24 protein-coding genes are annotated in these 23,613 nt (G+C 71.3%); 10 read left to right on the top strand and 14 right to left on the bottom strand.

Going from position 1 to position 23,613, the window contains the following annotated elements; translation table 11 throughout:
• Positions 1-9 precede the first annotated feature (9 nt).
• From ODJ79_RS34225 to ODJ79_RS34245, 5 genes are read right to left on the bottom strand one after another with little or no spacing between them, the layout of a single operon-like run.
• A complete protein-coding gene (locus tag ODJ79_RS34225) occupies positions 10-969 on the bottom strand; it encodes a zinc-binding alcohol dehydrogenase family protein (protein WP_263027784.1) in 960 nt (319 codons plus the stop codon).
• The gene (locus ODJ79_RS34230) at positions 966-1,328 is read right to left on the bottom strand and encodes a hypothetical protein (RefSeq protein ID WP_263027785.1); all 363 of its coding nucleotides are present in this window, start codon (positions 1,326-1,328) and stop codon (positions 966-968) included. The genes ODJ79_RS34225 and ODJ79_RS34230 overlap by 4 nt, the downstream gene beginning before the upstream one ends.
• Complete coding sequence (locus tag ODJ79_RS34235) at positions 1,325-2,188, bottom strand: extradiol ring-cleavage dioxygenase (protein ID WP_263027786.1); 864 nt, start codon at positions 2,186-2,188, stop codon at positions 1,325-1,327. Before ODJ79_RS34235 ends, ODJ79_RS34230 begins: the two co-directional genes overlap by 4 nt.
• A 2-nt stretch (positions 2,189-2,190) precedes the next feature.
• The gene (locus ODJ79_RS34240) at positions 2,191-2,988 is read right to left on the bottom strand and encodes a citryl-CoA lyase (protein WP_263027787.1); all 798 of its coding nucleotides are present in this window, start codon (positions 2,986-2,988) and stop codon (positions 2,191-2,193) included.
• A complete protein-coding gene (locus ODJ79_RS34245; RefSeq protein WP_263027788.1) occupies positions 2,967-4,124 on the bottom strand; it encodes a CaiB/BaiF CoA transferase family protein in 1,158 nt (385 codons plus the stop codon). Before ODJ79_RS34245 ends, ODJ79_RS34240 begins: the two co-directional genes overlap by 22 nt.
• Positions 4,125-4,285: 161 nt before the next feature.
• Between ODJ79_RS34245 and ODJ79_RS34250 the strand changes: the two genes are divergently transcribed.
• From ODJ79_RS34250 to ODJ79_RS34260, 3 genes are read left to right on the top strand one after another with little or no spacing between them, the layout of a single operon-like run.
• Positions 4,286-5,692 carry an amidohydrolase family protein gene (locus ODJ79_RS34250; protein WP_263027789.1) on the top strand — a complete coding sequence of 469 codons (1,407 nt, stop codon included), beginning with the start codon at positions 4,286-4,288 and terminating at the stop codon, positions 5,690-5,692.
• A 9-nt stretch (positions 5,693-5,701) separates the two neighbouring features.
• Positions 5,702-6,505: an IclR family transcriptional regulator C-terminal domain-containing protein gene (locus tag ODJ79_RS34255; protein ID WP_263027790.1), complete on the top strand. Its 804-nt coding sequence runs from the start codon at positions 5,702-5,704 to the stop codon at positions 6,503-6,505.
• A 38-nt stretch (positions 6,506-6,543) separates the two neighbouring features.
• Entirely contained in the window at positions 6,544-6,864 is a 321-nt protein-coding gene (locus ODJ79_RS34260; RefSeq protein ID WP_263027791.1) for a hypothetical protein, read from the top strand.
• Between the two features lie 305 nt (positions 6,865-7,169).
• Here the strand turns inward: ODJ79_RS34260 and ODJ79_RS34265 are convergent, their stop codons facing one another.
• Positions 7,170-7,610 carry a nitroreductase family deazaflavin-dependent oxidoreductase gene (locus tag ODJ79_RS34265; RefSeq protein ID WP_263027792.1) on the bottom strand — a complete coding sequence of 147 codons (441 nt, stop codon included), beginning with the start codon at positions 7,608-7,610 and terminating at the stop codon, positions 7,170-7,172.
• Complete coding sequence (locus tag ODJ79_RS34270; RefSeq protein WP_263027793.1) at positions 7,591-8,382, bottom strand: MarR family winged helix-turn-helix transcriptional regulator; 792 nt, start codon at positions 8,380-8,382, stop codon at positions 7,591-7,593. The genes ODJ79_RS34265 and ODJ79_RS34270 overlap by 20 nt, the downstream gene beginning before the upstream one ends.
• Positions 8,383-8,468: 86 nt before the next feature.
• On the opposite strand from ODJ79_RS34270, the gene ODJ79_RS34275 reads away from it, so the two are divergent.
• Positions 8,469-9,101, top strand: a complete 633-nt coding sequence (locus ODJ79_RS34275) for an FMN-dependent NADH-azoreductase (RefSeq protein WP_263027794.1) — start codon at positions 8,469-8,471, stop codon at positions 9,099-9,101.
• A gap of 204 nt (positions 9,102-9,305) precedes the next feature.
• Here the strand turns inward: ODJ79_RS34275 and dnaJ are convergent, their stop codons facing one another.
• Both dnaJ and hrcA read right to left on the bottom strand, forming a co-directional pair.
• Positions 9,306-10,445 carry a molecular chaperone DnaJ gene (gene dnaJ, locus ODJ79_RS34280; RefSeq protein WP_263027795.1) on the bottom strand — a complete coding sequence of 380 codons (1,140 nt, stop codon included), beginning with the start codon at positions 10,443-10,445 and terminating at the stop codon, positions 9,306-9,308.
• A gap of 34 nt (positions 10,446-10,479) precedes the next feature.
• Positions 10,480-11,502, bottom strand: coding sequence for a heat-inducible transcriptional repressor HrcA (gene hrcA, locus ODJ79_RS34285; RefSeq protein ID WP_263027796.1), 1,023 nt, complete (start codon positions 11,500-11,502; stop codon positions 10,480-10,482).
• A gap of 160 nt (positions 11,503-11,662) precedes the next feature.
• On the opposite strand from hrcA, the gene ODJ79_RS34290 reads away from it, so the two are divergent.
• Positions 11,663-12,235 (top strand): DUF4870 domain-containing protein, encoded by a 573-nt coding sequence (locus ODJ79_RS34290; RefSeq protein ID WP_263027797.1) that lies wholly within the window; start codon positions 11,663-11,665, stop codon positions 12,233-12,235.
• 33 nt (positions 12,236-12,268) lie between these two features.
• Here ODJ79_RS34290 and hemW read toward each other — a convergent pair whose 3' ends face one another.
• Positions 12,269-13,471 carry a radical SAM family heme chaperone HemW gene (hemW, locus tag ODJ79_RS34295; RefSeq protein WP_263027798.1) on the bottom strand — a complete coding sequence of 401 codons (1,203 nt, stop codon included), beginning with the start codon at positions 13,469-13,471 and terminating at the stop codon, positions 12,269-12,271.
• A gap of 31 nt (positions 13,472-13,502) precedes the next feature.
• Between hemW and ODJ79_RS34300 the strand changes: the two genes are divergently transcribed.
• The 3 genes from ODJ79_RS34300 to ODJ79_RS34310 all read left to right on the top strand — a co-directional run bounded on the left by ODJ79_RS34300 (position 13,503) and on the right by ODJ79_RS34310 (position 17,016).
• Positions 13,503-14,291, top strand: a complete 789-nt coding sequence (locus ODJ79_RS34300) for an enoyl-CoA hydratase-related protein (RefSeq protein WP_263027799.1) — start codon at positions 13,503-13,505, stop codon at positions 14,289-14,291.
• Between the two features lie 67 nt (positions 14,292-14,358).
• Positions 14,359-15,219: a hypothetical protein gene (locus tag ODJ79_RS34305; RefSeq protein ID WP_411267399.1), complete on the top strand. Its 861-nt coding sequence runs from the start codon at positions 14,359-14,361 to the stop codon at positions 15,217-15,219.
• A 141-nt stretch (positions 15,220-15,360) separates the two neighbouring features.
• Positions 15,361-17,016, top strand: a complete 1,656-nt coding sequence (locus ODJ79_RS34310) for a PAS domain-containing protein (protein ID WP_263027800.1) — start codon at positions 15,361-15,363, stop codon at positions 17,014-17,016.
• A 283-nt stretch (positions 17,017-17,299) separates the two neighbouring features.
• Here ODJ79_RS34310 and ODJ79_RS34315 read toward each other — a convergent pair whose 3' ends face one another.
• The 4 genes from ODJ79_RS34315 to ODJ79_RS34330 form a co-directional block, all read right to left on the bottom strand.
• Positions 17,300-17,578, bottom strand: a complete 279-nt coding sequence (locus ODJ79_RS34315; protein WP_263027801.1) for a GlsB/YeaQ/YmgE family stress response membrane protein — start codon at positions 17,576-17,578, stop codon at positions 17,300-17,302.
• Between the two features lie 81 nt (positions 17,579-17,659).
• A complete protein-coding gene (gene lepA, locus ODJ79_RS34320; protein WP_263027802.1) occupies positions 17,660-19,540 on the bottom strand; it encodes a translation elongation factor 4 in 1,881 nt (626 codons plus the stop codon).
• Between the two features lie 275 nt (positions 19,541-19,815).
• Entirely contained in the window at positions 19,816-20,790 is a 975-nt protein-coding gene (locus ODJ79_RS34325) for a transcription elongation factor (protein WP_263027803.1), read from the bottom strand.
• Positions 20,791-21,007: 217 nt separating this feature from the next.
• The gene (locus tag ODJ79_RS34330; protein ID WP_263027804.1) at positions 21,008-21,541 is read right to left on the bottom strand and encodes a DUF4240 domain-containing protein; all 534 of its coding nucleotides are present in this window, start codon (positions 21,539-21,541) and stop codon (positions 21,008-21,010) included.
• A gap of 54 nt (positions 21,542-21,595) precedes the next feature.
• On the opposite strand from ODJ79_RS34330, the gene ODJ79_RS34335 reads away from it, so the two are divergent.
• A complete protein-coding gene (locus ODJ79_RS34335; RefSeq protein ID WP_263027805.1) occupies positions 21,596-22,564 on the top strand; it encodes a phosphotransferase family protein in 969 nt (322 codons plus the stop codon).
• A 179-nt stretch (positions 22,565-22,743) separates the two neighbouring features.
• Positions 22,744-23,010, top strand: a complete 267-nt coding sequence (gene rpsT / locus ODJ79_RS34340; protein ID WP_030443163.1) for a 30S ribosomal protein S20 — start codon at positions 22,744-22,746, stop codon at positions 23,008-23,010.
• Positions 23,011-23,613 lie beyond the last annotated feature (603 nt).

Below are 23,613 nucleotides of genomic sequence, written 5' to 3' on the forward strand. Positions count from 1 at the left end.
GTCGAGCTGCTACAGCACCAGGACGATCCGCCCGTTGGTGTCGCCGGCGGCCTGACGCTCCCAGGCCTCGGCGACGTCGGCGAACGGCACCAGCTGGTGCGCGACGGTGAGCCGCCCGGCGGCGGCATACGCGGCCACCTCGGCGAGCGACTCGGCCCGCTGCGCCACCGAGAGCGCGTTGTTGGTGTAGCCGAGCAGCCGCAGCGAGCCGCTGCGCAGCGTCGCCGAGTCGATCGGCGCGGTCGGCGCGGCCGAGCCACCGAGGTTGACCAGCCGGCCGCCCGGCCGCAGCACCCGCAGCGCGGCCGCGGCCGGCACCCCGAAGACCGGGTCGAGCACCAGGTCGGCCGGGCCGGAGGCGACCCGCAGCCGGTCCGCGAGCGTGCCCGGGTCGTCGTCGGGGAGCAGCTGGACGGCCTCCTCGGCACCGAGCCGGATCGCCCGCTCGAGCGCCGCCACCGAGCGGGACACCGCGATCACCCGGCCCGCGCCGGACAGCAGCGCGAGCTGGATCGCGGCCTGGCCGACCACGCCGCCGGCGCCGAGCACCACCACGGTCTCCCCCGGCGTCAGCCCACCGGTACGGGTCAGCGCCGAGTGCGCCGCCACCGCGGAGAGCCCGAGCGCCGCGACCAACGGCAGCGGCACCCCGCGCGGCAGCGGCACGACGTCCACAAAGGGCACCGACACGGCCGCCGCCATGCTCCCGTCGCCGGGCCGCATCCCGGCCGAGGTGGCGAACCACACCGGCGTGCCGTCGTCGCGGTGGCCGACGCCCTGCACCCCCGGCACGTACGGCGTGGCCGGCAGGCCGAAATAGCTGGTGCCGGAAGCGCAGAGCAGGTCGAGCGGGGTGATCGGCGCGGCCGCCACGGTGATCGGCACCTCGCCCACGCCCGGCACCGGCGCCGGCCGCTTCTCCAGCGCCGGTGGCCGGCCGCAGATCCGCAGCACGGCCGCGGGGATCATGTCGCGATGTCCGGGTACGGCAGCGCGAAGTGCGCCATCCGCGCGCCGTACGCCTTCTGGTATTCGAGCGGCTCGGTGTTGTCCCGCTCGAACATCGCGATGAACAGGGTCAGCGTGAGGAACGGGTGCGCGCCCAGCTCGAACAGCTTGCAGTGATCGTGCTCGACAAGCGCGTCGCGCTCCTCGTCCGTCAGCCGCTGCCAGGTGCTCGCCTCCGCCGTGAGGCAGTTGAGCACGGCGTTCGAGAGAGAAGCCTCCCACCACGTGACGAGCTCGCGAGGATCGGAACGGTAGCGCTCGACGAGCGAGGGGTCGCGGTCCACCGTGTACAGAAACTTGTTCAGCAAATACTTGCTCATGCCGGAACTCCGTTCGGGTACCAGGTGAAGTAAGCCTCCATGGTGTGGAACAAATCAAGGGTGTCGACGTGATCGGCCTTCGCCCCGGCGCCCGCCACGCCCATCATCAGCATGAAGTCCATGAAGCCGTGGGTGGCGTTGCCCGGTGCGTGCAGGCTCTCCAGGGACACCTCGCGCAGGCAGCTGTCCAGGTCGCCGGTCGCGATCCACTCGACCGCCCGGCGGTCGAACTCCGGGTCCGGCCCGTGCGGCCCGAACTGCCGGGGCCCGCCCAGCTCCAGCGACAGGTGCCCGGTGCCGATGATCGCGACGCGCAGATGCGACGGCCACTCCTCGACGATCTTGCGGATCGCCGTGCCGAGGGCCACGAATCGCGACGGCTGCGGCAGCGGCGGCGCGAAGATGTTCGTGTAGATCGGCACGATCGGCAGGTCCGCCTCGGGCCGCAGCGTGATGATCGGGCAGGTGACGCTGTGGTCGATCCGCAGCTCGTTGCTGAACGCCAGGTCGAAGCCCGCGTCCAGGCCGGCCCGCAGGATGTGCGCGGACAGGTCCTCCTGGCCCTTGAGCAGCATCCGCGGCAGGCCGAACTCGCGCTCCTCGTTGTACCAGTTGGCGTCGTAGAACGGCGCCTTGCCGACCAGGAACTGCGGCATGTTGTCCAGCCACAGCTGGTGGAAGTGGTCGGAGCCGACCATCACCAGCACGTCCGGGTTGGCCTTGGTGAGCGTCTCCCGGAACGCGGTGATCTTCCGGACCCACTCGTCGGCGAACGGCGGCCGGTCCTCGGCGGTCGAGGTGCTGGCGCGGTAGTAGAACGGGTGATGCGTCGAGGCGATGACCGCGACGATGCTGGCCATTGTCAGTCCTCTCGAGATCCGGGAAGGGGTTCGTAGACGGCGTTGCGGTCGACGGTGCGGTAGATCTGGTTCGCGATCGGCCGGCGGCGCTCCTCGGCGAGCTGGCCGAGCAGCCCGGCGGCGCGGGCCAGCAGCGCGAAGCCGCGCAGCAGATCGGTGGGCAGGCCCAGGTCGGCCAGCGCGGCGCCGCACACGCCGGCCCCGTTGAGCGGCAGGCGCTTGCCGAGCACCTGCGGGTGCACCCGGCCGATCGCCTCGAACAGCCGCAGGTGTGGGCCGCGCAGCCCCTCCTGTTCGGCGATCGCGATCAGCACCGGGGTGCGCGGGTCCTGCTCCTTGTGCACCGGGTGGCCCAGGCCGGGGATGAGCCGCTTCTGGTCGCGGGCCGCGCGCACGGCGGCCAGCGCGATCACGTCGTAGTCCCGCTCGGTGCCGGCGGCGACCAGGGTGTCGGCGAGGAACCGGCCGCAGTCCTCGGTCACGCCGAGAAAGCGGGATCCGCCGCCGAGCAGGCCCGCGGCGAGGGCCCCCTGCAGCGACTCCGGGGCCGAGAGGTAGGTGAGGCGGGCCGCGATCGCGGTCGGCGTGAAGCCGTGGTCGGCCAGGGCCACCAGCACCGCCTCGAACAGCCGCGTCTCGCCGGGCGTCGGCCGCCGCCCGGCGACCAGCCAGTACGCCAGCTCGCCGAAGCCCACCTTGCCCATCAGGTCGGCCGCGAGATCCTGCCCGAGCAGGGAGATGGACGAGGGGGTGGACGTGCCCAGCCCGGTCGGGAAGCTCAGTTCCGACGAAGAAGCCACGCGCGGATCTCCTCACCGTGTTCGTCGAGCCCCGGCGGCGGGAGCTCATAGGTCGCCGGCGTCTCGGAGAAGGTGATCGGGTTACGGACGCCGGGCACGCCCCCGGACGAGATCACCGGCTTCAGGCCGAGCGAGGAGGCGAACGCCACGCCGCCGTCGATCGTGTTGATCGGGGCGCACGGCACGCCGGCCGCGATCAGGTCGCGGAACCACTCGTCCTTGCCTCGCTTGGCGAGCCGCTCCACCAGAATCGGGCGCAGCTCCTCCCGGTTGGCCGTACGGTCCTGGTTGCGCGAGAAACGCGGGTCCGTCGGCAGATCGGGCAGGTCGAGCACCTGACACAGCTTGCGGAACTGCCCGTCGTTGCCGGCGATCACGATGAGCTCGCCGTCCGCGGTGGGCAGCGGCTCGTACGGGAAGAGGCTGGGGTGCGCGTTGCCCATCCGGAACGGGACGGTGCCGCCGGCGACGTACCCGCTGGAGTGGTTGACCAGCCCGGAGAGGGCCGACGAGAGCAGGTTGACCTCGACGTGCTGGCCGCGCCCGGTGGCCGCGCGATGATGCAGGGCGGAGAGAATGCCGATCGTCGCGTGCATGCCGGCCATCACATCGAAGACGGAGATCCCCGCGCGGTACGGCGGTCCGTCGGGGTCGCCGGTCAGACTCATAAGTCCGGAAATAGCCTGAACCATCAGGTCATATCCGGGGAGATCGGACCCGGCGCCGGAGCCGAAGCCGCTGATGCTGGCGTAAATAATCTTGGAATTGATCGCCGAGACCGACGCGAAATCAAGCCCAAATCGGGACAAGCCCCCAGGCTTGAAGTTCTCGATCATGATGTCGGCCCGGGCGGCCAGGGCGATAGCGACCTCCCGGTCGGCGGGGTCCTTCAGGTCGAGGGAGATAGACCTCTTATTCCGATTTATCCCGAGATAGTAGGTGGAGACCCCGTCCCGCACCGGCGGCATCCAGGTCCGGGTGTCGTCCCCACCGGGCCCCTCCACCTTGATCACCTGCGCACCCAGGTCGGCCAGCAGCATCGTCGCGTACGGCCCGGCCAGGATCCGGGAGAAGTCGGCCACCAGCAGACCGTGCAAGGGACCGTGCGCCATCATCACCGCCCGTTCTGCGGACACTCGTCCGCCAAGTCAGCTTGCGCTGGTGGAGCACGCCTGTCAACGGGTGCCTTACAAATCTGAAGAACCCTATTGACCCTGCTGGTGACCGGGAGCACACTGGCGCCACTCGCCCTGCCCGCTCTGCGGACAGTGGTCCGGCTTTCCCGAAAGGATGGGCGATGAGCGACAGCGACCGGCCGGTGATCCTCAGAAACGGCCTGGTTCTCACCCTGGACGACGCGCACACGGTGCTGCCGAACGCCGATGTGCTGATCATTGACGGCCGCATCGCCGAGGTCGGGCCGGGCCTGACCGCGCCCGAGGGCGCCGTCGAGATCGACGCCACCGGCGGCATCGTGATGCCCGGCATGGTCGACACGCACCGGCACATGTGGCAGACCGCCATGCGCGGGTACGGCGCCGACTGGACCCTCACCCAGTACTTCGTCTGGTACTACCTCGAGTCCGGCAAGCTGTTCCGCCCCGAGGACATCTACGCCGGCAACCTGCTGGGCGCGATCGAGGCGATCGACTCCGGCGTCACCACCACCGTCGACTGGTCGCACGGCCTGCAGACCACCGACCACGCGGACGCGGCCGTGGACGCGCTCGAGGCGGTGCCGGGCCGGTTCGTGCTCGCCTACGGCAACATCCAGCAGGGACCGTGGGAGTGGTCGACTTCGGACGCGTTCCACGACTTCTACCGCCGCCGGATCGACGGCGGCAAGCTGGCCGGCTTCCAGCTCGCCTTCGACATCCCCGGCGACCCCGCCTTCCAGGAGAAGGCGGCCTTCGAGGTGGCCCGCGACCTGGGCGTCTCGGTCACCACGCACGCCGGCGTCTGGGGCGTCACCACCGACGACGGCATCCGGCTGATGTACGAGAACGGCTTCATGACCCCGGGCACCGTCTACGTCCACGCCGCCTCGCTCAGCAGCGACTCGTACCATCGGATCGCCGCCACCGGCGGCTCGGTGTCGGTCTCCACCGAGAGCGAGCAGAGCGCCGGCCAGGGCTACCCGCCCACCTGGCAGCTGCGCAAGCACGACGTCCCGGTGTCGCTGTCGATGGACACCAGCGTCTGGTGGAGCGGCGACCTCTTCTCGGCGATGCGTACCACGCTCAGCGCCGACCGGGTGCGCGAGCACCAGGAGGCGCACGGCAAGAAGGAGACGGTCACCCACCACCAGCTGCGGGCCGAGCAGGTGGTCGACTGGGCCACCCGCGGCGGCGCCAAGGCGCTGGGGATGGACTCCTCGATCGGCGCGCTCACCCCGGGACGCCAGGGCGACGTCGTGCTGCTCAAGAACGACGCGTCGCCGGCCATGTTCCCGGTGCTCAACCCGTACGGTCACGTGGTCTTCCAGGCGCAGCGCGGCGACGTCCACACCGTCGTGGTCGGCGGCCGGGTGGTCAAGCGCGACGGCAAGCTGGTCGACGCCGACCTCGCCGCGGCCCGCGCCAAGGTCGCCGCCACCGTCGACTACCTGCGCGAGACGATGGGCGAGGAGGCCTGGCAGCGCGGCATGAACCCGGAGATCCCCGAGGCCCGGATCCTCCACAATCCTTACCAGTACACCAAGTAGGGTTCGGCAATGACCGACAGCGGAAGGGGTGCGGGCCCCGACTTCATCGAGGCCCTCGCCCGCGGCCTCGACGTCCTGCGCTCCTTCCGCCCCGGCACGCCCGCGATGACGCTCAGCGAGATCGCCGGCCGGACCGGGCTCGCCCGCCCCACGGTCCGGCGCATCCTGATCACCCTGGAGGCGCTCGGCTACGTCCGGGCCGCCGACCGGGGCTATGCCCTGACCCCGCGCGTGCTCGACCTGGGCATGGCGTACGTGAATGCCCTGAGCATGTGGGACGTCGCCCGCCCGCACATGGAGAAGCTGGTCGCCCAGACCAACGAGTCCACCTCGATGGCCCAGCTCGACGGCGGCGACATCGTCTACGTGTGCCGGGTCGCGGTTCCCAAGATCGTCACGCTCGCGGTCACGATCGGCACCCGCTTCCCGGCCCCGGCCACCTCGATGGGCAAGGTGCTGCTGGCCGCCCTCCCACCCGCGTCGCTGGCGTCCGTGCTGGCCGAGCCGTCCCGCTCCGGCATCACCCCGCGCTGGCAGCCGTCCGCCGCCGAGCTGGACGCCGCGCTGCGCGAGGTGCGGGCCAAGGGCTGGGCGCTCGCCGACCAGGACCTGGCGCCGGGCATCCGCTCGATCGCGACCGGCGTGCGCGACGGCGACGGCGCTGTGATCGCCGCGATCAACGTGACCGTGCACGCCGCCGAGACGTCGGTGGAGACCCTGCTCGAGGCGCATCTGCCCAAACTGCTGCGCACCGCGGCCGACATCAGCCATGACTGGTCGCTGACCGCCGCCGTCCCGGCCGTGACGGTCTGACCCCCGGCGGCGTGCGGATTCGCCGCGGCGGTGTCAAAGTGACAGTTGTGAAGACGGTGGACGACCTCTTCGATCCCCTGCCCGACCGATGGGGCCTGCGCGGCGATCCCTGGGTGTGGCAGGCGATGCGCGAGCACCTCGCGGGCTTCTCCCTGCCGCCCACCCTGGGCGAGGTCGAGGCGATGCTCTACACGGCCTTCAACCGCCTGGTCGCCGTCGACCTGGCCACCGAGACCGACGCGTCGGTCTTCCGCGAGGAGTTCGCCCACGGCGGCATGTCCTCCGGCAGCATCCACCTGGAAACCTGGCGCGTCGAGCTGATCCCCCTGCTGGTCGACCGAGCAAGAGCAAAGATCTAAACCTTTCCCGTACGCGACGGCACCGGTCCCCGATCGACACCGCGACCACCTGCCACGAAAGGCCGCAGCGCGACTCTCGCGTGTAGCGGTGGTTCAGCACGCCTGACGGCGCGCTCCGCACCCTCACCGCGCGCTCCGCGTCCTCACCGCGCGCTCCGCGTCCTCACCGCGCGGCAGCGCCCTCAGCACCCGCAACGCGCGGAGACGCCCGCAACGCGCGGCAGCGCCCTCACCGCGTGGCGGCGCGCTCAGCGGGTGGCGGCGCGCTCAGCGGGTGGCGGCGCGCTCAGCGGGTGGCGGCGCGCTCAGCGGGTGGCGGCGCGCTTCAGGAGCCGGAAGTCGCGGCGGCGCAGCAACCGCAACACCAACGCCGCCGGATAGCCGAAGGCCCGCAACCCGTCCTCGGCCGGCAGCACCTCGATCCGCTCGATCGCGACGGCCCGGCCGCCGACCACCACCTCGCAGCGGCCCGCTGCCTCCACATTGCGATACCAGGACACGCTCGGCCCGTAGGTCAGCTCGGCCACGAAGTCGTCGCCGAGCCGGGCCAGCAGCAACGGTGTCTCATACCGGCGCCCCGTCTTGCGACCCACGTGCCGGACCAGCGCCAGCGGCCCGAAGCCCCCGCGCGCCAGCGGCGTCGTCACCCGGTTCAGGGTGTTCTTGACCAGCCACAGCCAGCCGCGCCGGACCGTCCTCAATGCCCCACGCCCCACGGCCGCGCCCTCACCGCTCGGCTCGAACATGCGCGGCCCCGCCGGTCGGCACGTGCTGAGCAACGTCAGCCTGCACGTGCTCGGCCGCGTCACCTCGCACGGGCTCGGCGACCTCAACCCGCTCCGGCTCGCCGACGTCAGCCCGCTCCGGCTCGGCGGCGTCAGCCCGCGCCGGCCCGGCGGCGTCAGCCCCCTCCGGCTCGGTCACGGCGGCACACAGGTGCTCGGGAGCGGCGCACCTCGGGTCGGCGGGCATCGCGACGTCGAGTGCCTCGCCGCCCACCGCCGCCTCCTCGTGGATCGCCCGGTCGAGGGCCGTGGCGACCTCGGGGGCGGCGACCTCGAGGAGTTGCCGGGAGATCTGCTGGAGCTGTGCCACCTGCTCGGGCGTGATCGCGTCGAAGACCAGCCGGCGGGCCTCGCGGACGTGGTCGGGCGCGGCCGCGGCCAGCGCCGCCAGCCCCTTCTCGGTGAGCATCGCCTCGGTGCAGCGGACCTCGGGGTTCTGCACCTCGCGCCGCACCCAGCCCTGTCGCTCGAGCCGGCTCACCGCGTGCGACAGGCGCGACGCCGAGCCGCCCGCGAACAGCGCCAGCGTGTTCATGCGCACCGGCCGGCCGGGTGGGCGGGAGAGTGCGGTCAGGATCGAGTACTCGAAGAAGTTCAGGCCCGCGTCCCGCTTGAGCTGGGCGTCGATCGCGGTGGGCAGGCTCATCAGCAGCGAGATCAGGGTCATCCAGGCGGCTCGCTCGTCGTCGGCCAGCCAGGGGACGTCGTCGGGGTCCGGCGCCGTGGTGTTCACCACCAAAGCGTAGCTGTCTTGAACATTCAACACCTGCCGTGGCAAGCTTCGTGTTGAACATTCAACACCTCGCTGAGGAGTCCCTCGTGACCGTTCTTCGCATCGACGCCAGCATCCAGGGCCCGAACTCGGCCAGCAGCGAGCTGGCCGATCTCGCCGAGGCCGAGTGGCTGGCCGTCCGGCCGGAGACCACGTTCGTGCGCCGGCACGTCGGCACCGACCCGCTGCCCGCGGACGCCTGGAGCCTCGCGCTGCAGGCGCGCTGGCTGCCCGAGGACCAGCACACCGAGCAGCAGCGCCGGGCGGTCGAGCTGGCCACGACGCTGACCGACGAGCTGCGCCAGGCCGAGGCCGTGATCCTCGCCCTGCCGCTCTACAACTACGGCGTCTCCCAGCACGCCAAGATCTGGATCGACCTGGCGATCGCCGGCGGCAGCCAGGGCGAGCGCCTGCTGGACGGCAAGCCGGCCATCGTGCTGACCACCCGCGGCGGCGGCTACGGCCCGGGCACCCCGCGCGAGGGCTGGGACCACAACACGGCCTACCTGCGCCGGATCGTCGCCGACGTGTGGGGTGCCGACCTCACGCTGATCGAGCGCGAGCTGACGCTGGCCGGCGTGAACCCGGCGTTGGACCCGCTCCTCGAGACCGCCAACCTGCTCAAGAAGGCCGCCCACGAGGCCGCCGGCGACGCCGGCCGCACGCTGGCCGCCCGCTGACACCTCGCACGGACGAAGCACGCACGAAGCACGCACGAAGCACGCACGAAGCACGCACGAAGAAGGGCCGGCGCAAGCCGGCCCTTTGTTCGTAGCTCAGCCCGGCAGCTCAGCCCGGCGCGGGCGGCAAAGGCGCGACCAACGACGGCGATCGCCGGGCTGACCGGGGACTCGTGCCGTCGCGTACTTTCGCATGGTTTTGAGCTAGTGCCCGTTGAAGGCGTCGCGCATTCTGCTGAAGAAGCCGCCCTGCTTGCTGAGCTCGGCCACGTCCTCGCCGCGAGTCTTGGCGAACTCGCGGAGCATGCGCTCCTGCTCGGCGGTGAGCTTGGTCGGGGTCTTGACGTCGAGGTGCACGAAGAGGTCGCCCCGGCCCTGGCCGCGCAGGTGCGGGACGCCCTTGCCGCGGATGCGCAGGGTGCTGGCCGGCTGGGTGCCGGACTTGACCTCGATCGCCTCCTCGCTGTCCAGCGTCTTGATCGTGAGACGGGTGCCGAGGGCGGCGGCGGTCATCGGCAGGGTCACGCGGCAGTGCAGGTCGTCGCCCTTGCGGGAGTAGACGTCGTGCGGGCGCTCGTGGATCTCGACGTAGAGGTCGCCGGCGGTGCCGCCGCCGGGGCCGACCTCGCCCTGCTGGGCCAGGCGGATGCGCATGCCGTCCTCGACGCCGGCCGGGATCTTCACGGTGAGCGAGCGGCGGGTGCGGACCCGGCCGTCGCCGGCGCAGGTGGGGCAGGGGTGCGGGATGACCGTGCCGTGGCCCTGGCAGCTGGAGCAGGGGCGGGACGACACGACCTGACCCAGGAAGGTGCGCTGGACGCTCTGCACCTCGCCGCGGCCGCCGCAGGTCTCGCAGGTGGCCAGGTGGGTGCCGGGCGCGGTGCCGGCGCCGGAGCACTGGGTGCACAGGACGGCGGTGTCGACGGTGATCGGGGCCTCGACGCCGAACGCCGTCTCGACCAGGTCGAGCTCGAGCCGCAGGATCGCGTCGGCGCCCGGCCGGGTGCGGGGGCGCGGGCCGCGGGTGCCGCCGGCCGCGGTGCCGAAGAACGCGTCCATGATGTCCTGGAAGCCCACGAACGGGCCGCCCGGACCGCCGGGACCGCCCGGGCCCATGCCGCCGCCGGGGGCGAGCGGGTCGCCGCCCAGATCGACGATCTGCCGCTTCTGGTCGTCGGAGAGAACCTCGTACGCCGCGTTGATGTCCTTGAACTTCTCGGCCGCTTCCGGGTCGGGGTTGACGTCCGGGTGGTACTGCCGAGCCAGCTTCCGGTAGGCGCGCTTGATCTCGTCGTCGGTTGCTTCCCGGCTCACGCCGAGAATGCCGTAGTAATCCTTGGCCACGGGGTTTGGGGTCCTCAATGTCAGCGCGATTCCGTCAGTTCTGTGCCAGCAGGTCGCCCACGTAGCGTGCCACCGCACGCACCGTGGCGATGGTGCCGGGGTAGTCCATCCGGGTAGGCCCGAGCACACCGAGCCCACCAACGATAGTGGCACCCGGTCCGTAACCCGTGCTGACCACCGAGGCCGACCGCAGGTTGTCGATCTCGTTCTCGTCGCCGATGCGCACCCTGGTCTTGCTGGGCTCCAGGTCGCCGATGAGCTTGAGCAGGATGACCTCCTCCTCGAGAGCCTCGAGCACGGGACGCAGCGTGCCCTGGAAGTCCAGCACACTCCCCCGCGTCAAGTTCGCCGTTCCGGCGAGCATCAGACGCTCCTCGTTCCGCTCGACCAGCGTCTCGAGGAGCACGCTGGCCAGGCACGCCATCGTGTTGCGGCGATCGGGCGTGCAGTCGTCGACCAGGCTCTGCACCAGCGGCGGGGTGTCGGCGAGCCGCTGGCCGCCGAGCTTCTCGTTGACCTTGCGGCGCAGGTCGGTCACGTCGTCGGCGAGGACCGGGCCGGGCAGCTCGACCAGGCGCTGCTCGACCCGCCCGGTGTCGGCGATCATCACGAGCATGAGCCGGGTGGTGGAGATCGGGACGAGCTCCAGATGGCGCACGGACGAGCGGGCGAGCGATGGGTACTGCACCACCGCGACCTGGCGGGTCAGCTGGGCGAGCAACCGGACGGTGCGGTGCACCACGTCGTCGAGGTCGACCGCGCCGATCAGGAACCGCTCGATCGCCCGGCGCTCGGCCTGGCTGAGCGGCTTGACCTTGGAGAGGCGGTCGACGAACAGGCGGTAGCCCGCGTCGGTGGGGACCCGGCCGGCGCTGGTGTGCGGCTGGCGGATGTACCCCTCCTCCTCCAGCACGGCCATGTCGTTGCGCACGGTGGCCGGGGAGACGCCGAGCTGGTGCCGCTCGACCAGGGCCTTGCTGCCGACCGGCTCCTGCGTTTCGACGTAGTCCTCGACGATGGCCCGCAGGACCTCGAGCTTGCGGTCATCAAGACTCATATGACCCCTCCCTCGCGGTCGCATTGGCACTCCGGGTGACCGAGTGCCAGTCTACGTCGCCGTTCGCGACAGCGCGATGATCGAGTGGCCTGTCTATTCCCTCGATCCGTACCGCATGTCGGTCTCGACCCTGTTGAGCAGCGGTCATACCGTGTCAGCCATGACTGAACCGCCTGGACCGCCCGGTGGCCCATATGGGGAGAACGACCCGGCCTCGGGTTCGACACCACCTCCGGCATCCCCGCCGCCGCCCCCGCCGACCGGAGGCTACGCGCCACCGCCGCCCGGTGACTACACGCCTCCGCCGCCCGGCGGCTACGTGCCGCCGCCCGGCGGATACAACCAGCCACCCGGTGGCTACAACCCGCCCCCGCAGTATGGCGGCGGCTCCGGGATCGACGACCGCAGCTGGAACTTGATCAACCACTTCGGCGGCGCGGCCGGCGCCTTCGTCAGTGGCGGCGTCGGCGGCTGGATCGCGCCGCTGATCGTCCTGCTCGCCCAGGGCAACCGATCGCCCTACCTGCGCAGCGAGGCGGTCAAGGCGCTGAACTTCCAGCTCATCTGGTCGATCGTCGGCCTGATCGGCTGGGCCACCTCGTGCCTCGGCATCGGCGTGATCATCACGGCCGCGGCCTGGCTCGTGGGGATGATCTTCGGCATCATCGCCGGCGTCAAGGCCAGCAACAACGAGCCGTACAACTATCCGTTGTCGGTGCAGTTCATCAAATAGCGAGGCGCAGGCGCCGGGCCGGGGGGCCCGGCGTCACACGACGTCGCGGATCACGGCGTCGGCCAGCAGCCGGCCGCGCAAGGTCAAAATCAACTGCCCGTTCGCGTACGCCTCGGGCACCAGCAGGCCGTCCTCGAGGGCCTGCTTCGCTCCCCGGTCGTCGACCTGTGCCAGCGGGATGCCCTCGGCGAGGCGGACCCGCAGCATGATGTCCTCGACCCGGCGGTCCTCGTCGGTGAGCAGCTCGCGGGCGTGGCCCGGCGAGACGCCGTCGGCCAGCCTCGTCGCGTACGCGGCCGGGTGTTTGACGTTCCACCAGCGGACGCCGCCGACGTGGCTGTGCGCCCCGGGGCCGAGCCCCCACCAGTCGCCGCCGGTCCAGTAGAGCAGGTTGTGCCGGCAGCGGGCGCCGGCCGAGGTGGCCCAGTTGGAGACCTCGTACCAGCCGAAGCCGGCCGCGCTCAGGGCTTCCTCGGCGGCGAGGTAGCGGTCGGCGGCGACGTCGTCCTCCGGGTACGGCAGCTCGCCCCGGCGCATGCGGGCGGCCATCCGCGTGCCGTCCTCGACGATCAAGGCGTACGCGCTGACGTGGTCCACCCCGGCGTCGATGACGGTCCGCAGCGAGGCGGCGAAGTCGTCCGGGGTCTCGCCCGGGGTGCCGTAGATCAGATCGAGGTTGACGTGCTCGAAGCCGGCCTCTCGCGCCTCCCGGGCCGCCTGGGGCGCCCGCCCGGCGGTGTGTTGCCGGTCGAGGATCTTGAGAACGGCTGGGCTCGAGGACTGCATGCCGAGGCTGATCCTGGTGAAACCGTGGCGGCGCAATTTGCGAAGATAGTCGGGTGTGACGGATTCCGGGTTGGCTTCCGTGGTGATCTCTGCGTCGTCGCTGAGCGGCCAGACCTGGGCGACGCCGTCCAGGATGCGGCCCAGGTCGTCGGCGCTGAGCAGGGTCGGGGTGCCACCGCCGACGAAGACCGTGTCCACCTTTTGCGGCTTTATGGCGTTGCCGGCGAGCCGGAGCTCGCTCAGGACCGTGTCGGCGTAGGTCTCCCGGCTCGCGCCGCCGCCCAGCTCACTCGCGGTGTAGGTGTTGAAGTCGCAGTAGCCGCAGCGGCTCGCGCAGAACGGCACATGCACGTAAACGGCAAATCCGTTTTTTCCGGCGCTCGCCGCGGCGTCGGGCGGGAGGCTCCCGTCCTGCGGAACGGGCTCGCCATCGGGAAGTGCGCCGGCCATCCGTCAAGTGTGCACCGCTAGGGTTCCGATCATGGATCTGGTCCGTACCGCCACCGCCGCCGGGGTGACCACCGTGACCCTGGACAGCCCCGCCAACCGCAACGCGCTCTCCACCCCGCTGATGACCCAGCTGCTCGAGGCGCTCGACGCCGCGCTGGCCGATCCGGCCGTGCGGGTGGTGGTCCTCTCGCACACCGGCCCGGTCTTCTGCTCCGGCGCCGACCTCAAGGAGACCGCCGAGGCCCGCGCGTCCGGTCGCGTCCCGGCCGAGCTGCTGGCCGACGTGCTGGCCGCGCTCTGGGAGTTCCCGAAGCCGGTGGTCTGCCGGGTGGGCGGGCCGGCCCGGGCCGGCGGGCTGGGCCTGATCGCCGCGGCCGACATCGCGCTCTGCACCCGGGAGGCGACGTTCGCCTTCTCCGAGGTGCGCCTCGGCGTCATCCCCGCCGTGATCAGCGCCACGGTCCTGCCCAGGCTGACCCCGCGCGCGGCCACCGAGCTGTACCTGACCGGGGAGGTCTTCGACGGCGTCCGGGCCGCCGAGGTGGGGCTGGTCACCGCCGCGGTCTCGGCCGAAGGGCTGGACGCGACCGTGGCCGGCTACTGCGACGCCCTGGTGCGCGGCGGCCCGCTCGCCCTGGCCGGCGCCAAGCAGCTGCTCCGGCGCGCCCCGGCCGGCTCGATCCGGGCCGACCTGGCCGACCTCTCCGAGCGCTCCGCCGCCTACTTCCGCTCGGCCGAGGGCACCGAGGGCGTGAACGCGTTCCGCGAGAAGCGGGACCCGGTCTGGGTGCCCGGTGCCACGCGGGACGGCGTGCGGTGACGTCCGCGCCGTGCGGTCGTTGACTACGCTTGTTGCATCCGGGGGCCGGGCCGACGAGGAGGTGTGAGTGCGCAAGACGCCGATCGTGGTGCTCGCCCTCCTCGCGATAGTCGGCACCCTCGCCGTGGTGATCGTGGTTCGAAGCATGTCCGGCGACATCAAGATCGCCCTGCCGCAGATCGGGCCCGCGTGCACCGTGCAGGCCGACGGCGAGGTCACCCTCGACACCGTGCAGATGGCCAACGCCGCGACGATCACCGCCGTCGGGATCCGGCGCGGGATGCCCGAGCGGGCCGTGGTGGTCGCGCTGGCCACCGCGCTGCAGGAGTCCAAGCTGGAAAATCGGGAAGACGGCGACCGCGACTCGATCGGCCTCTTCCAGCAGCGGCCCAGCCAGGGCTGGGGCACCGCCGACAAGATCAAGGATCCGCGGTACGCCGCGGACAAGTTCTACACGGCCCTCAAGAAGGTCAAGGGCTGGGACAAGATGCGGGTCACCGACGCGGCCCAGCGGGTGCAGCGGTCGGCCTACCCCAACGCGTACGAGAAGTGGGCCGACGAGTCGGCGGTCCTGGCCCGCGCCCTGACCGGCCGCGCGACCGGGGCGGTTGCCTGCACCGTCACCGGCGCGCCGGCGCTGCGCGGCGCGGCGGCCGCGGCGGCCCTGATGAACGGGCTGAGGCTGGACTGGGGCAAGGGCCTGAGCAAGCCGGCCGCCGCCCAGGCCGCCGGGGTGACGGTCGCGGTGACCGACAAGAGCACCGGGTGGCGCTACGCACACTGGCTCGTCTCGCACGCCAAGGACACCGGTCTCGAACGGGTACGTTTTGCTGATCTCGAGTGGTACGCACCGGACGGCAAGTGGCAGCCGGTAACCGCGGACGCCGGAGTGGACGAGCGTAAAGTCATCGCCCAAGTCTTCAGCTGACGTCGGCAAAGTCCCGCTCGGACGATCGGGCGCGCTCCCCATCGGCGTAGCTCTCCGTGATGTCGATCGATTTACTAGGCGAATAGCGCAGCGTATATACGCGCATGGACAGACAGCTACCGCCCTGGTACTAAGAAACACGTGTCGAGGGCGATCGAATGGATCCTGCTGGGTTCGGGGAGCTGTCTGGCGATCGGGTACGGCGTCCGTCGGCACCGCCCGTCCCGCGTCAGCCCATGGTCGCTGCTCGCGGGCTCCGTCGCCGCGAAGGCACTGAGCGACTTCTTTTTCGCGATCGGCGCCCTGTCCGCCTCCGAGGTCTGCGACCTCGCGATCTTCGTGCTCGTCGCCGCGACCCTCTTGCAGTTCACCCGCGCCGGATCGGCGCTGGTCGATCGTGGTCGCCTGATCGACCTGCTGGCCTGCGCCTGTTCGGCGCTGCTGGTGCTCTGGATCGTCCTGGTCGGCGACAACGCGCCGTTCGGGCACATCCCGCCGTCCGACTTCATCGGCGACCTGCTGCTGGTCCTCGTGGCCGCCCGGCTGGTGGTCGCCGCCGGGCGCAACGCGGCGGCCGCACTGCTGCTGGCCGGCTCGGTCGGCATGCTGGTCAGCGACCTCGTCTACCCACTGGCGCCGAGCCCGATCGCCGAGACCGGCTACATCGTGCTGTATGTGGCCTGGGGGCTGGCCGCCCTCCCGCCGTCGATGACCCGGCTGACCCGGCCGATGCCATCGAGCGCGACACCGTGGCGCGGGCACTGGGCGGCCCTGCTCGGCGCGGCGGTGGCCACCCCGCCCGCGGTGCTGCTGATCGAAGCGCTGACCGGCACGGTCCGGGACGGCGTAGTGATCGCCATCGCCGGTGGGCTGACCCTGCTGCTGGCGATCACCCGGCTCGCCGACTCGATCTCCCGGAACAGCCAGGCCGCGTCCCGGGAACGCGCCCTGCGCACGGCCAGCGGCGCACTGGTCGCGGCGGCCGACCTGCCCGCGGTGGAGGAGGCGGTGCACGCGGCCGTCGCGCAGCTGATGCCGGCCTCGACCGTACGGGGAATGGTGTTTGCGACCGATGACCGCAAGCTGACCGCGCCCGCCCTGCCCGCCGCCTCGCCTGCCTCGCCCGCCGTCTCCCCGGAGCCGAGCCCGCGCAGCTGGTGGGCCGACGAGTCCGGGGAGGACGACACGCTGGTCTGCCCGCTGTGGCTGGAGCCGATGGAGGTGGCCCGGCCGAACGGCGGGGCGCTGATCGTGACCGCGCGGCGCGAGGTGCTGGCCGCCACGCGGGACGCCCTGGAGACCCTGGCCGGCCAGGCCGCCATGGCGTTGGACCGGATCACCCTGGTCGAGGCGGTCGGCCGGCGGGACAGCGATCAATACCTGCGCACGGTGATCGGCAACACCGCCGACCTGATGCTGGTGATCGACGACGACCAGCGCATCCGGTACGCCAGTCCAGCCGTCCACGACCTGCTCGGCGACGACACGCTCTCCCCGCTCGCGACGCTCACCGACCTGGTCCACCCGGACGACCGTGACCAGGTGCAGGGGGCGTTCCAGTCCACCGGGGACGGCACGCTGTTCTGCTCGCTCCGCCGGGCCGACCAGTCGCAGATCCTGGTCGAGGCGACCTACCGGGACCTGCGCGAAGACCGTCTCGTCCGGGGATACGTCGTGACGATGCGCAACGTTACGGACGCGCACGACCCCGACGAGCGCCAGCCCCACCACGAGCATGTCGACGAACTGCCCGCCTGGTCGAACCGGCGAAGCGCTCGGCACAAGTTCCGCTACTGACGGCGCTTGTCTGCTGGCCCGCGCTCATCTGCTGGCCCGCGCTCATCTGCTGGCCCGCGCTCATCTGCTGGCCCGCGCTCATCTGCTGGCCCGCGCTCATCTGCTGGCCCGCGCTCATCTGCTGGCCCGCGCTCATCTGCTGGCCCGCGCTCATCTGCTGGCCCGCGGTCGTCTCGTGGCCCGCGCTCGTCTCGTGGCCCGCTCGCCCCTTCGCGGTCGCCCCTTCGCGCGCCGGAGCGCCGGACCTGGACCAGGTCCGGCGCTTCGCGCTGGGGGTGGAGGGTTACCGCCGCGTGATGCCGCGGCGGCCGCCGACGCCCGCCACCAGGGCCACGCCGATCGCGGCGAGGACCACCTGGAACAGCAGCTCGATCCAGTCGACGCCGTTGGTGTGTGCGACACCGAAGGCGCGAGCGATGACCGTGCCGAGCAGCGCGGCGACGACACCGATCACCATGGTCAGCCAGATGGGGATGTTCTGCTTGCCAGGTACGACCAGGCGACCCAGCGCACCGATGATCAGACCGACGATGAGAGCGGTGATGATGCCGGTGACAGTCATGGGGGTTTCCTCCTCGGGTGGAGCAATACGTTGCGTCCGTCGAGCCCCACATTTCCCGAGTGTCGAGGAAGCCAAACCGGGCTATTTCTTGCTTGCACCCTTGGTGTCCGGAGTGTCGGACGTCGACAGCGCCGCGATGAAGGCCTCCTGCGGCACCTCCACCCGGCCGACCATCTTCATCCGCTTCTTGCCCTCTTTCTGCTTCTCCAGCAGCTTCCGCTTCCGCGTGATGTCACCGCCGTAGCACTTCGCCAGCACGTCCTTGCGAATCGCCCGAATGGTCTCGCGCGCGATGATCCGGCTGCCGATGGCCGCCTGGATCGGGACCTCGAACTGCTGCCGCGGAATGAGCTTCTGCAGCTTGGCGGCGATGGTCACGCCGTAGTTGTACGCCTTGTCCTTGTGCACGATCGCGCTGAACGCGTCGACCGGCTCGCCGTGCAGCAGGATGTCGACCTTCACGAGGTCCGCGACCTGCTCCCCGGACGGCTCGTAGTCCAGCGACGCGTACCCCTTGGTCTTGCTCTTCAGCTGGTCGAAGAAGTCGAAGATGATCTCGGCGAGGGGCAGCGTGTAGCGCAGTTCGACCCGCTCGGCGGAGAGGTACTCCATGCCGAGCAGACTGCCGCGCCGGCTCTGGCACAGTTCCATGACCGCGCCGACGTACTCGTTCGGCACCAGCACGGTGGCCCGCACGACCGGCTCGTGGATCTCGGCGATCTTCCCGCTCGGGAACTCGCTGGGGTTGGTGACGATCTTCTCCTCCGCGTCCTCGGTGAAGACGCGGTAGACCACGTTCGGCGCCGTGGAGATCAGGTCGAGGTTGAACTCGCGCTCCAGCCGCTCGCCGATGATCTCCAGGTGGAGCAGGCCGAGGTAGCCGACGCGGAACCCGAAGCCGAGCGCCGCCGACGTCTCCGGCTCGTAGACCAGGGCGGCGTCGTTGAGCTTGAGCTTGTCGAGCGCGTCCCGCAGCGCCGGGTAGTCCGAGCCGTCGATCGGGTAGAGGCCCGAGTAGACCATCGGCTTGGGATCCTTGTAGCCGCCCAGCGGCTCGGTGGCGGGCCGGGCGTTGCCGGTGACCGTGTCGCCGACCCGGGACTGGCGGACGTCCTTCACGCCGGTGATCAGGTAGCCCACCTCACCGACGCCGAGGGCGCCGGCCTTCTCCATCTCGGGCGAGACGACGCCGATCTCGAGCAGCTCGTGCACCGCGCCGGTGGACATCATCTTGATCCGGTCGCGGGCCTCGATGCGCCCGTCGACGACCCGGACGTAGGTGACCACACCCCGGTAGACGTCGTAGACCGAGTCGAAGATCATCGCGCGGGCCGGCGCCTGCGCGTCGCCGACCGGCGGCTCGAACTGCCGGACGATCTCGTCGAGCAGGTGATCCACGCCGACGCCGGTCTTGCCGGAGACCCGCAGCACATCCGACGGCTCGACGCCGATCAGCTTGGCCAGCTCCTCGGCGTACTTCTCGGGCTGCGCGGCCGGCAGGTCGATCTTGTTGAGCACCGGAATGATGTGCAGGTCGTTCTCCATCGCCAGGTAGAGGTTGGCGAGGGTCTGCGCCTCGATGCCCTGCGCCGCGTCGACCAGCAGCACCGCGCCCTCACAGGCGGCGAGGCTGCGGGACACCTCGTAGGTGAAGTCGACGTGCCCCGGGGTGTCGATCATGTTGAGAACGGCGGACTCGCCCGCCCGGTCGCCCTCGCGCACCACCCACGGCATACGCACAGCCTGCGACTTGATCGTGATGCCGCGTTCCCGCTCGATGTCCATCCGGTCGAGATACTGCGCCCGCATCTGCCGAGGGTCGACCACCCCAGTGATCTGCAGCATCCGGTCGGCCAGCGTCGACTTGCCGTGGTCGATGTGCGCGATGATGCAGAAGTTCCGGATGCGACTCGGGTCGGTAGCCCCGATCACATTCACACCGGGGTCGAGCGGTCCAGGCACGATCTTCCGTTCTGTCAAACAGACTGAGCACCACCCCAACCGGCGGCGCAGCGGAGCCGAAGCGGGCTCCAGCGCGTTCTATCGTCCCACGCCCGAGGCAACGCCCCACTCACACCCGTTCAAGCGGCGCCCGAGGGCAGCACTCACACCCACCCAACCGGCGCACGCGGCACCACTCACGCGCGCCCAAGCGGGGGGCACGCCAGCACTCACACCCACCCAACCGGCGAATGCGGCACCACTCACGCGCGCCCAAGCGGGGGGCACGCCAGCACTCACACCCGCTCAAGCGGCGCATGCGGCAGCGGCGGCAGTTCCGCCGTCACCGCGTCACCAGGCCGGACCAGCCCACCGCGCAGCACGACGGCCATGACCCCTGCCTTGCGCACCACGTTCCCGTCGGCGTCCCGCCCGACGACCTCCTTCAGCAGACCGTCCCGGAACCCGTTGATCTGCCCACACGGATTCCGAAGCCCCGCAAGCACCACCGCCGGCCGCGGATCAACCCCCCGGTCACCGGCCGCAGCCGCCGCGATCGCCACCGCCGAAGCCGCCGTCTCCCGATCGAGCGTCGCCCGCGCGGCAACCTCCAGCACCGCGCCAAGGGGCCCGGCGTCAGGCCTGCTAGCACCCTCACCAAGCGCCCCGCCGTCACCCTCACCGGCCGCGGTCGCCGCCTCATCCACCGCGGTCCCCGCACCGTCCGCCGCGGTCCCGGCACGATCCACGGCAGTCCCTTCGCCGTCGCCCTCACCGGCCGCAGTCGCCGCCTCATCCACCGCGGTACCCACGCCGTCTGCCGCAGTCGCCGCGCCGTCCGCCACAGTCGCCGCGCCGTCCGCCGCAGTCGCCGCGCCGTCCGCCGCAGTCGCCGCGCCGTCCGCCGCAGTCGCCGCGCCGTCCGCCACAGTCGCCGCGGTCCCCACGCCGTCCGCCACAGTCGCCGCGCCGTCCGCCAAGGGCGGCCCGAATTGAGCGGCCGCCGGCAACCCGAAGCGCAGGATCGTGCCCAGCGGCAGCCCGAGCAGGTCGATGCCGCTCGTGGTCACGTTCTCCCCGAGGTCGCCCGCCCCGACCGCGTACCCCTTGGCCCCGACCTCGGCGAACAGCTCCTGCTGAAGCAGATGCACCTGCCGGAAGTTCGGCTGCGTCGGATCGGCCCGCACCCGGCCTCGATGCTTCACGTGCACTCCGGCATGCACGTCGCCCTGCACCCCGACCCCGGCGATCAGCACGACCTCGTCCCGCACCGGCTTCGTGAACGCATACGTGTCGTTACAGCTGACCGCCGCAACCGTCCCCTGCACAGCTCCCATGCCCCGAGTGTCACGGACGCAGCGCCCGCCGCTCGACCCGGTTTCCCGCGCCATGGGCAAACGCGCCATGGGCAAACGCGCCATGGGCAACGCGCCAAGCCGGCACATCCAGCAGGACAGCCAACCGGTCGCTACCCAGAGGCCTTGCCTGTCAGTCAGGCGGCTCCAGGAACAACGCGGACAAACGCGGCAATCTCCTCTGCATCTCCTCCTCGTTGTCGAAATCCCACAGCTCGGCCGCATCGGGCCGCGTCGCCGGTCGCTCCCCCGCCGGCAACTCGGACCCGGTGGCCTGCCGGTATGCCTCGGCGCCGATGGCCAGCACCTCTTCCGCCTCGAACACCGCACCGGAATCCGCGGCGGCCCGCACCGCCGGCACATCGGCCAGCGAATCGGGTGATTTCACCGACCGCGCCACGGCCTCGCGCCCGTGCGCGATCAGCCACCCGCGGAAGCTGTCGAAGCCCTCGTCGGAACACCCGCCGTTGATCAGGTAGGCCGCCGCCCACAGATCCTGGGTGCCGGAGGCCACCAGGACCTTGTCGAGGTGGCGGGCCCAGGCGACGATCTCCTCAGGGTCGCGGGCGGCCAGATCGGCGATGGCGCGTTTGGCCACCTCGCCCGGGGAGGCGGGCCGATCGGCGGTCGCGCGGTCGATGACCGCCCAGAAGTCGTCGGTTCTCATGGCCAGGATCCTGCCAGCCGGGTACGACAAGAATCGGGACGGCAGGATGGTCGGGTGCGGCCGATTTCGCTCCCCGATGTCGCGTACGGCGCCACCGCCGTACGCCCTCAATGGTCTGACCTGCCCAGCAGCTTGCGGCAGGCCATCTCGGCTCGGCTCGGCTCGCCGGTCGTCTCGGCGCGAAGCGCCGGCGGCGGCTTCACCCGCGCCTTCGCCGCGGTCCTCCGCACGTCGGCCGGGCCGAGTGCCTTCGTCAAGGCCGCACCCCTTCAAGATCCAAATTCCCGTTGGTACGCCCGGGAAGCGGCCCTCACCTCCGCACTCCCGTCGACCGTCGCGGCCGCCCGCCCACGCTGGACGATGGTGGACTCCGACTATTTCGTCCTGTGTCTGGAAGCGGTCGAGGGGCGGGTGCCGTCGCTGCCGTGGTCACCGCCCGACCTGGAGGCGGCGCTGTCCGCCTGGTCGACGGCCGCCGCGGCGCTGCGCGAGCCGACACCGGAGCTGCTGGCGGTGGGCGTGCCGGCCCTGCCCGACATTCTGCGCGGCGAGATGTCCTGGTGGTCGGCGATCGAGGCCGGCCGGGAGCCGCTGCCCCGGACCGCGCGCGAGACCGTGGCCGCGGCCCGGATCCCCGAGCTGGCGGCCCTGGAACGAGACTTGCCCACGCTGGCCGCCGGGTCCGGCCTCACGCACGGCGACCTGCGCATCGACAACGTCATCATCGACGGCGACGGCCGGGCCTGGCTGTGTGACTGGACCTGGCCCAGCCTGGGCGCACCCTGGTTCGACACGGTCACCCTGCTGGTCAGCGCTTACGCGAGTGGCCTCGACACGGACGCCTGTCTGGCATCCTGGGAGGCGCCGGACGACGGCGTGGACGGGGCACTGGCGGCGCTGGCCGGGTATTGGCTGGTCCGGGCCGACGGCGGCCCGAGCAGTGCGTCCCCGCACAGCCGGCAGCATCAGCGGTTCAGCGGCGAGCAGGCGCTGGCCTGGCTCGCCGAAAGGCGCGGCTGGTAAGCCCGTCCCGCTTGAGGAGGCGGCCGTTTTGGCGGGTCGCGGCGGTGCTGGTAATCTGGTTCATCGCGTGTGGTGACGCGCCGCTGTTTGCTGCTCCGGCAGACGGTCGCTCCGGCGGCCGATGGTGGTGACCACCGCTTGAGACCAGTTTCCGAACCTAGTCAGGACAAGGCTGTCGCGTGGCGAACATCAAGTCCCAGATCAAGCGCAACCGGCAGAACGAGAAGGCCCGGCTGCGCAACAAGTCGGTCAAGTCGTCGCTGAAGACGGTGATCCGCAAGCTCAACGAGGCGAGCGAGGCGGGCAACGTCGAGTCGGCTACCGTGCTGCTGCGTGACGCCTCGCGTCAGCTGGACAAGGCTGTCAGCAAGGGCGTCATCCACAAGAACCAGGCGGCGAACCGCAAGTCGGCCATCGCCAAGCGGGTCGCTTCGCTGTCTGCCTGATCCGTCAGGCCAGGCGCGGCAGCAAGGAAGCAGCCGCGCCGCTGCCCGCTACACGCGGGCCGGTCTTCGACGACCACACCCGGGCACCGCCGGGCCGGAAACGGCCCGAAAGCGGTGCCCGCGTCGTTTCCGGCGCCCGACGCTGCCCACCCGGCGAGCCCACGGCACCACCCGGTCGCCTTGCGCTTGCCCGACCGCCTTGCGTATTCCCGGCGGCCTTGCTCCTACCGGCGGCCTTGCTTCTACCGGCGGCCTTGCTCCTACTGACGGCCTTGCGCCTGCTCAGCGGCCGTTACACGCGCGGCGCGGCCTCACGACTCCCCAGCGGCCTTGCGCCCGCCTTGCGCCCTTACGCGTGCCCAGCGGCCTTACACATGCCCCGTCGGCCTCACGCTTGCCAAGCGGCCTCACGCCTGCCCGGCACCCCTGCTCACGGCCCGCGGACTTACGCCCTCTCCGCGGGCCTCGTGCCGCCGGCCAACTCCTCCCCGCTTACTCGTGCCGGCCTACCCGTGCGGGCTTACTCGTAGCGGCGGGGGGGGGGGGGGGGGGGCCCCCCCCCCCCCCCCCCCCCCCCCCCCGCCCCCCCCCCCCCCGCCGGCG

The organism is Actinoplanes sp. KI2, from assembly GCF_025630775.1.
Taxonomy (GTDB): Bacteria; Actinomycetota; Actinomycetes; order Mycobacteriales; family Micromonosporaceae; genus Actinoplanes.

What these genes read in the sequence shown, in the direction of transcription:
- ODJ79_RS34225 (WP_263027784.1), bottom strand. Translation starts at nt 969, where the DNA reads ATGATCCCCGCGGCCGTGCTGCGGATCTGCGGCCGGCCACCGGCGCTG.
- hemW (WP_263027798.1), bottom strand. Translation starts at nt 13,471, where the DNA reads ATGGCCGGCGCACTTCCCGATGGCGAGCCCGTTCCGCAGGACGGGAGC.
- ODJ79_RS34330 (WP_263027804.1), bottom strand. Translation starts at nt 21,541, where the DNA reads ATGAGAACCGACGACTTCTGGGCGGTCATCGACCGCGCGACCGCCGAT.
- ODJ79_RS34290 (WP_263027797.1), top strand. Translation starts at nt 11,663, where the DNA reads ATGACTGAACCGCCTGGACCGCCCGGTGGCCCATATGGGGAGAACGAC.
- ODJ79_RS34230 (WP_263027785.1), bottom strand. Translation starts at nt 1,328, where the DNA reads ATGAGCAAGTATTTGCTGAACAAGTTTCTGTACACGGTGGACCGCGAC.
- hrcA (WP_263027796.1), bottom strand. Translation starts at nt 11,502, where the DNA reads ATGAGTCTTGATGACCGCAAGCTCGAGGTCCTGCGGGCCATCGTCGAG.
- ODJ79_RS34300 (WP_263027799.1), top strand. Translation starts at nt 13,503, where the DNA reads ATGGATCTGGTCCGTACCGCCACCGCCGCCGGGGTGACCACCGTGACC.
- ODJ79_RS34315 (WP_263027801.1), bottom strand. Translation starts at nt 17,578, where the DNA reads ATGACTGTCACCGGCATCATCACCGCTCTCATCGTCGGTCTGATCATC.
- ODJ79_RS34255 (WP_263027790.1), top strand. Translation starts at nt 5,702, where the DNA reads ATGACCGACAGCGGAAGGGGTGCGGGCCCCGACTTCATCGAGGCCCTC.
- ODJ79_RS34250 (WP_263027789.1), top strand. Translation starts at nt 4,286, where the DNA reads ATGAGCGACAGCGACCGGCCGGTGATCCTCAGAAACGGCCTGGTTCTC.
- ODJ79_RS34265 (WP_263027792.1), bottom strand. Translation starts at nt 7,610, where the DNA reads ATGTTCGAGCCGAGCGGTGAGGGCGCGGCCGTGGGGCGTGGGGCATTG.
- ODJ79_RS34235 (WP_263027786.1), bottom strand. Translation starts at nt 2,188, where the DNA reads ATGGCCAGCATCGTCGCGGTCATCGCCTCGACGCATCACCCGTTCTAC.